Annotated in this window: 6 protein-coding genes; 4 read left to right on the top strand and 2 right to left on the bottom strand. The window is 58.5% G+C overall.

Features of this window, described 5'->3' with window-relative positions; all coding sequences use genetic code 11:
- Positions 1 to 388 precede the first annotated feature (388 nt).
- Together K5E40_RS20575 and K5E40_RS20570 are read right to left on the bottom strand one after the other, a co-directional pair.
- A complete protein-coding gene (locus K5E40_RS20575; protein WP_221732328.1) occupies positions 389 to 1,609 on the bottom strand; it encodes a CaiB/BaiF CoA-transferase family protein in 1,221 nt (406 codons plus the stop codon).
- Between the two features lie 13 nt (positions 1,610 to 1,622).
- Positions 1,623 to 2,804, bottom strand: a complete 1,182-nt coding sequence (locus K5E40_RS20570) for an acyl-CoA dehydrogenase (protein WP_186531476.1) — start codon at positions 2,802 to 2,804, stop codon at positions 1,623 to 1,625.
- A 157-nt stretch (positions 2,805 to 2,961) separates the two neighbouring features.
- On the opposite strand from K5E40_RS20570, the gene K5E40_RS20565 reads away from it, so the two are divergent.
- From K5E40_RS20565 to K5E40_RS20550, 4 genes are all read left to right on the top strand, one after another.
- Positions 2,962 to 3,861, top strand: coding sequence for a LysR family transcriptional regulator (locus K5E40_RS20565; RefSeq protein ID WP_221732327.1), 900 nt, complete (start codon positions 2,962 to 2,964; stop codon positions 3,859 to 3,861).
- Positions 3,862 to 4,295: 434 nt separating this feature from the next.
- Positions 4,296 to 5,417: a Re/Si-specific NAD(P)(+) transhydrogenase subunit alpha gene (locus K5E40_RS20560; RefSeq protein WP_221732326.1), complete on the top strand. Its 1,122-nt coding sequence runs from the start codon at positions 4,296 to 4,298 to the stop codon at positions 5,415 to 5,417.
- Positions 5,418 to 5,432: 15 nt separating this feature from the next.
- Complete coding sequence (locus tag K5E40_RS20555; protein WP_003220416.1) at positions 5,433 to 5,753, top strand: NAD(P) transhydrogenase subunit alpha; 321 nt, start codon at positions 5,433 to 5,435, stop codon at positions 5,751 to 5,753.
- Entirely contained in the window at positions 5,753 to 7,186 is a 1,434-nt protein-coding gene (locus K5E40_RS20550) for an NAD(P)(+) transhydrogenase (Re/Si-specific) subunit beta (RefSeq protein ID WP_221732325.1), read from the top strand. The genes K5E40_RS20555 and K5E40_RS20550 overlap by 1 nt, the downstream gene beginning before the upstream one ends.
- The last annotated feature ends 119 nt before the right edge of the window (positions 7,187 to 7,305 follow it).

Raw genomic sequence — 7,305 nt, 5'->3', positions numbered from 1 at the left:
TTCTACAGCAGCCTCATTTGCTGTCAAGTGATTATTTTCAGAAGCTTTCGAAGAATTCTTCAACAACTTCAACCACTTGCGCCTCCGATCTCTCGTCAGCGGGAGGCGAATTCTACAGCGTTACACGCTGCTGTCAACACCTCTTTTTCAACTTCTTTCTGGCTTCGATAACCTGAAGCAACCCACCGCCGAAAACATCATAACTCATTGAATCTCAAGGAGTTTTCCGTTTCGACTGCGCCGGAAGTGGGGCGAATTATAGGCTTCCAGAATCTGCCGTCAACCGTTAATTTCGCTTTTCTATCAATCACTTGCAGATCGGTTAAAAAACATCCAGATCCGCCTCTAACCAGGATCGAAACACCATTCCTCTATATAGAAGAAATGGTCAGAGCACCCCCTCCTCCTTCAGCGTAGCAACCGCTCCCGCCTCCAAACCCAATACCCGCTGTAATACCTCCAATGTGTGCTCACCCAATAAAGGAGGCGCTCGGCGATACTCGACCGGGGTCTGCGACATCCGAATAGGGCTCGCCACCTGGGGTACCATCCCTGCCAACGCGTGCGGCAACTCAATCGCCAACCCCCGCGCCTTCACTTGCGGATCATCAAATACCTGCGACAGATCGTTGATCGGCCCACACGGCACACCCGCCAGCTCCAACTGGGCCACCCATTCAGCCGTAGTCTTGAACACCGTCGCCTGTCGGATGAGGGGAATCAGCACCGCCCGGTTCGCCACCCGCAGCTTATTAGTAGCGAATCGCGGATCATCAGCCCACTGCGGCTGCCCCGCCACTTCCGCGAATTTGCGGAACTGACCGTCATTACCCACGGTAAGAATGAAATCACCATCAGCCGTCGGGAAGTCCTGATAAGGCACGATGTTGGGATGCGCATTGCCAAGACGCTTAGGCGCATTGCCAGTAGTCAGGTAGTTCATCGCCTGGTTAGCCAGGCAGGCAACCTGCACATCCAGCAATGCCATATCGATATGCTGTCCACCACCGTCATGATCTCGATGAGCCAGTGCCGCAAGGATAGCCACCGTCGAATAGAGGCCGGTCAGAATATCCGTCAGCGCCACACCAACCTTCACCGGTCCAGCGCCCTCATCACCCTCAGGTCGACCAGTCAGGCTCATCAGCCCGCCCAGCCCCTGGATCATGAAGTCATAGCCCGCACGCTTGGCATAGGGACCGGTCTGACCGAACCCGGTGATCGAGCAATAGATCAGATCCGGATTGATCGCCTTCAGCGACTCGTAATCCAATCCATAAGCCGCCAGGCCACCGACTTTGAAGTTCTCGATCAGGATGTCCGACTTGGCTGCCAACTCCCGTACAAGCTTCTGCCCTTCGGGACGCGTGAAGTCGATGGTCACCGATTGCTTGTTGCGGTTAGCCGACAGGTAGTAAGCCGCCTCTGACGTGTTCTCGCCATAGGCGTCTTTAAGGAAGGGCGGCCCCCAGGCGCGAGTGTCGTCGCCATTGCCCGGGCGCTCGACCTTGATCACCTCGGCGCCAAGGTCGGCGAGGATCTGCCCGGCCCACGGTCCGGCCAATACTCGCGATAAATCCAGTACCCGCAGATGCGACAGCGCGCCCATGGTCGCTCTCCTATTAATAGAACGCTTGCAGGCCGGTTTGCGCACGTCCGAGGATCAGCGCGTGAACGTCGTGGGTTCCTTCATAGGTATTCACCACTTCCAGGTTGACCAGATGACGGGCCACGCCGAATTCATCGGAGATACCATTGCCGCCCAGCATGTCGCGAGCCATACGGGCGATATCCAGCGACTTGCCGCACGAGTTGCGCTTCATGATCGAAGTGATCTCAACCGCCGCAGTGCCTTCATCCTTCATACGACCCAGACGCAGGCAGCCTTGCAGCGCCAGAGTGATCTCGGTCTGCATGTCGGCGAGCTTCTTCTGGATCAACTGAGTAGCGGCCAATGGGCGACCGAACTGGTGGCGATCCAAGGTGTATTGGCGGGCGGTGTGCCAGCAGAACTCAGCAGCACCCAGCGCCCCCCAGGAGATGCCATAACGTGCGGAGTTGAGGCAGGTGAACGGACCTTTCAGACCGCGCACGTCCGGGAAGATGTTTTCTTGCGGCACGAATACGTTGTCCATCACGATCTCACCGGTGATCGAAGCACGCAGGCCGACCTTGCCGTGAATCGCCGGTGCGCTCAGACCTTTCCAGCCTTTCTCCAGCACGAAGCCACGGATGTCGCCAGCATCGTCCTTGGCCCACACCACGAACACGTCGGCGATCGGGCTGTTGGTGATCCACATCTTCGCGCCGGTCAGGCTGTAACCGCCGTCGACCTTGCGAGCCCGGGTAATCATCGCGCCCGGGTCGGAACCGTGGTTCGGCTCGGTCAGACCGAAGCAGCCGATCCATTCGCCGGACGCCAGTTTTGGCAGGTATTTCTGTTTCTGCGCTTCGGTGCCGAATTCGTTGATCGGCACCATCACCAGCGAGGACTGCACGCTCATCATCGAGCGATAGCCGGAATCGACACGCTCCACTTCACGGGCAATCAAGCCGTAGCTGACATAGTTGAGGCCGCTGCCACCGTATTGCTCTGGGATGGTTGCGCCCAACAGGCCGACCTCGCCCATCTCGCGGAAGATCGCCGGGTCAGTCTTCTCATGGCGGAAGGCTTCGAGGACACGCGGTGCGAGGCTCTGTTGAGCGAACTGCTCGGCGGTGTCGCGGATCATGCGCTCTTCTTCGGTGAGCTGTTGATCCAGCAGCAGGGGATCGATCCAGTTGAAGCTAGCTTTACCGCCCATGAGTGTGTCCTCGCAAATCGGTGAATTAACGTGGCATTGATCCTAGGCGCGGTTCGTCGTCACGGCAAACGAGGATTTCGCATTCTGTTGTGCTAATTTCTCACTCCGAAACGTCGCTGAATGCCTTTTATGCGGCGCATTAGTGAGGTTGATGTACATGCGCAGAAAGATCCCCAGCACCACGGCCCTGATCAGCTTCGAGGCCGCCGCCCGCCATGAGAGCTTTACCAAGGCTGCCGAAGAGCTTTCCCTCACCCAGGGGGCCATTTGCCGACAGATCGCCAGCCTTGAGGAGTTCCTTAGCGTGGAACTGTTCCGACGCTCGCGACGCGGAGTGAAGCTGACCGAGGCGGGACTTTCCTACAGCCGCCGCGTGGCGACCCAACTCGATGCGGTTGAACGGGACACGCTGTCGGTGATGGGCCAACAGGGGACCAACGTGATCGAGTTGGCGGTGGTGCCGACCTTCGGCACGCAATGGCTGTTGCCACGACTGAAGGACTTCCAGTTCAAGCATCCCGAAGTGACCGTCAACCTGACCAACCGCACCCGGCCGTTCCTGTTTGCCGACACTGAGTTCGACGCCGCGATCTACTTCGGCGACGCGGATTGGTCGGGTACAGAATCCCACAGGTTGATGGGCGAGAATCCGATGCCGGTGTGCAGCCCCGCCCTACTCGGCAACAAGACACACCTGACAGCCCAAGAAATCGCCGATCTACCTTTACTGCAGCAAACCACTCGTCCCTATGCCTGGCGACAGTGGTTCAACTCCCAGCACTTGAATATCCCTCGCGACATGACGGGGCCACGCTACGAGCTATTCTCCATGCTCGCCCAAGCGGCCATGCACGACATGGGCATCGCGCTGATTCCGCCCTTCCTGATTCAGCGGGAATTGAGGGAGAAGCGCTTGGTGATTGCCAACCCGCAGGCCCTGTCCAGCATCAAAGCTTATTACCTGATGATTCCGGAGCGAAAGGTCGAATCAGCGTCTCTCAAGGCATTTCGCGATTGGCTGGTGAATCAGGCGAATAGCTACAGCCTTGAAGGATAAAGGCTCTCCGCCGTAGCTGACCTCGTAGTCAACAAATCAAAAGCGCTACAGATGTAAGTATTTGTCGCATTTTCACAGACTGTATCCGAAAGTCGTACAGACGTCCCAAAAGCGCCTGAAAACGTGGCTTTGAGCCTCCATGCACGACTCATTACGGCCTATTCACGTCGCCGATGAGAAATTTTTTCAAATTCAGCCAGAATCCTTGCAAGGCAAGGCCTGCAAGGGATTCAACCGGCCATCTGCGACATTCGGTCACGGGATGACTTGTAGTTAATTTTCCGTCACCCGTCATAATCCCTTGAAGGGCATAAAGTTCGCCTGCAAAATGCCGCGCCCCGCCCTGATTTGGCGGGATCGTGCTGATCGGCCGCCCCAGTCGCACCATCCGCAGTGCCTGGGTTTACTCAATAAGATCACGCAGGAGATTTGACGTGCACATTGGTGTTCCTCTCGAAACCCAGACCGGTGAAACACGGGTTGCTGCAACCCCTGAAACCATTAAGAAGCTGATCGGCCAAGGTCATAAGGTCACTGTGCAAACCGGCGCCGGCGTTAAAGCCAGTGTTGTCGACAGTGCTTATGAAGCGGCGGGCGCAACGATTGGCAGTGCCAACGATGCGTTTGGCGCCGAGCTGATTCTCAAAGTGGTCGCCCCAAGCGACGCCGAACTGACGCTGATCAAGCGCGGCACGGTGCTGGTTGGCATGCTCAACCCGTTCAATAACAACACCATCGCCAAAATGGCCGAGTGCGGGATTACCGCGTTTGCCCTGGAAGCGGCGCCGCGCACCTCTCGGGCGCAGAGTCTCGATGTGTTGTCGTCCCAGGCGAACATAGCCGGCTATAAAGCCGTGTTGCTGGCCGCTCATTACTATCCACGCTTCATGCCGATGCTGATGACCGCTGCGGGCACCGTGAAAGCGGCGCGCGTGCTGATCCTCGGCGCAGGTGTGGCCGGGTTGCAGGCGATTGCTACGGCGAAACGTCTGGGTGCGGTGATCGAAGCGTCTGACGTGCGTCCGGCGGTGAAGGAACAAATCGAATCCCTCGGCGCCAAGTTCGTCGATGTTCCGTACGAGACCGATGAAGAGCGCGAGTGCGCCGTGGGTGTCGGCGGTTACGCGCGGCCGATGCCGGCGAGCTGGATGCAGCGCCAGGCCCAGGCCGTGCATGAACGCGCCAAGCAGGCTGACATCGTGATCACCACCGCGCTGATTCCGGGCCGCAAGGCGCCGACGCTGTTGAGTGCGGAGACCGTGGCGCAGATGAAACCAGGGTCGGTGGTCATTGACCTCGCGGCGGCTCAGGGTGGCAACTGCCCGCTGACCGTGGCCGATCAGGTCGTGATCGAGAACGGCGTGACCCTTTGCGGCCCGACCAATCTGGCCGGTGAAGTCGCCGCAGACGCTTCGGCGCTGTATGCGCGCAACCTGCTGGACTTCCTGAAACTGGTGTTCACCAAAGAAGGCCAGTTCGACGTCAACCTCGAAGACGATATCGTCGCCGCGTGCCTGATGTGCCGCGACGGCCAAGTCATCCGCAAAAACGCCTAAGCAGGGATTCAGACGATGGAAGAGCTTATCTCCCCCGGTATCTACAACCTGATCATCTTCGTGCTGGCGATTTATGTCGGTTACCACGTGGTCTGGAACGTTACGCCTGCGCTGCACACGCCATTGATGGCGGTGACTAACGCCATTTCAGCCATTGTGATCGTCGGTGCCATGCTCGCCGCTGCGCTGACCGTCACGCCGCTGGGCAAAACCATGGGCACCCTCGCCGTGGCGCTGGCCGCGGTCAATGTGTTCGGTGGCTTCCTGGTCACCCGCCGCATGCTTGAGATGTTCAAGAAGAAAGCCCCGAAAGCAAAAGAAGAGGCGCCGAAGTAATGAGCATGAATCTCGTCACGACGCTCTACCTGATCGCGTCGATCTGCTTCATACAGGCCCTCAAAGGCCTGTCGCACCCCACCACATCGCGGCGCGGCAACCTGTTTGGCATGCTTGGCATGGCACTGGCCATCCTCACCACCGTCGGCCTCATCTATAAGCTGGGCGCTGAGCTGGCAACTGCCGGTATCGGCTACGTGATCGTCGGCCTGCTGATCGGCGGCACTGCCGGTTCGATCATGGCCAAGCGCGTTGAAATGACCAAAATGCCGGAACTGGTCGCGTTCATGCACAGCATGATCGGTCTGGCCGCGGTGTTCATCGCCATTGCCGCAGTGGTCGAGCCGCAGTCGCTGGGCATCGTTAAACACTTGGGCGACTCGATTCCGGCGGGCAATCGTCTGGAGTTGTTCCTCGGTGCAGCCATCGGTGCAATCACCTTCTCCGGTTCGGTGATCGCGTTCGGCAAGCTCTCGGGCAAGTACAAGTTCCGTCTGTTCCAGGGTGCACCGGTACAGTTTGCCGGTCAGCACAAGCTAAACGCCGTGTTGGGTCTGGCGACTCTGGGCCTCGGTGTGACGTTCATGCTCACCGGCAACCTCACAGCGTTCGCGCTGATGCTGGCACTGGCGTTCGTGATGGGTGTGCTGATCATCATCCCGATCGGCGGCGCCGACATGCCGGTGGTGGTGTCGATGCTCAACAGTTACTCAGGCTGGGCAGCGGCGGGTATCGGTTTCTCGCTGAACAACTCGATGCTGATCATCGCCGGTTCGCTGGTGGGTTCGAGCGGTGCAATCCTCTCGTACATCATGTGCAAGGCGATGAACCGTTCCTTCTTTAATGTACTGCTCGGCGGTTTCGGTAACACGGTTGACGCTGGCCCGGCCGGTGCGAAAGAAGCGCGTCCGGTGAAATCCGGCTCGGCAGATGACGCAACGTTCCTGCTGACCAACGCCGACACCGTGATCATCGTGCCGGGCTACGGTCTGGCGGTGGCCCGCGCGCAGCATGCTCTGAAAGAATTGACCGAGAAGCTGACACACCGTGGCGTGACTGTGAAGTACGCGATCCACCCGGTTGCCGGCCGTATGCCTGGCCACATGAACGTGCTGCTCGCCGAGGCCGAAGTGCCTTACGATCAGGTGTTCGAGATGGAAGACATCAACTCCGAGTTCGGTCAGGCCGACGTGGTGTTGGTACTCGGCGCCAACGACGTGGTCAACCCGGCCGCCAAGAACGATCCGAAGTCGCCGATTGCCGGCATGCCGATTCTCGAAGCGTTCAAGGCCAAGACCATCATCGTCAACAAGCGCTCGATGGCCAGCGGCTATGCCGGGCTGGACAACGAACTGTTCTACCTGGACAAGACCATGATGGTGTTCGGCGACGCGAAAAAAGTCATCGAAGACATGGTCAAAGCGGTCGAGTAACTCGCCGCTGCAATACCGAACGCCCCGACTTGTCGGGGCGTTTTTGTTTGTGCAAAACGTCGGACACTATGCCGCGTTGTTGCAGATCCGGTAACGGTGTTTTACTTCAAACCCGCTAA

The sequence above is a fragment of the Pseudomonas baetica genome, from assembly GCF_019733355.1.
GTDB lineage: Bacteria > Pseudomonadota > Gammaproteobacteria > Pseudomonadales > Pseudomonadaceae > Aquipseudomonas > Aquipseudomonas baetica_A.
Note: the sequence above shows the minus strand (reverse complement) of the source record. Positions and strands in the feature narration are given on the sequence as shown.

Excerpts from the sequence above, each read along its gene's own strand:
- K5E40_RS20550 (WP_221732325.1), top strand. The coding sequence starts at position 5,753 with ATGAGCATGAATCTCGTCACGACGCTCTACCTGATCGCGTCGATCTGC.
- K5E40_RS20570 (WP_186531476.1), bottom strand. The coding sequence starts at position 2,804 with ATGGGCGGTAAAGCTAGCTTCAACTGGATCGATCCCCTGCTGCTGGAT.
- K5E40_RS20555 (WP_003220416.1), top strand. The coding sequence starts at position 5,433 with ATGGAAGAGCTTATCTCCCCCGGTATCTACAACCTGATCATCTTCGTG.
- K5E40_RS20575 (WP_221732328.1), bottom strand. The coding sequence starts at position 1,609 with ATGGGCGCGCTGTCGCATCTGCGGGTACTGGATTTATCGCGAGTATTG.
- K5E40_RS20565 (WP_221732327.1), top strand. The coding sequence starts at position 2,962 with ATGCGCAGAAAGATCCCCAGCACCACGGCCCTGATCAGCTTCGAGGCC.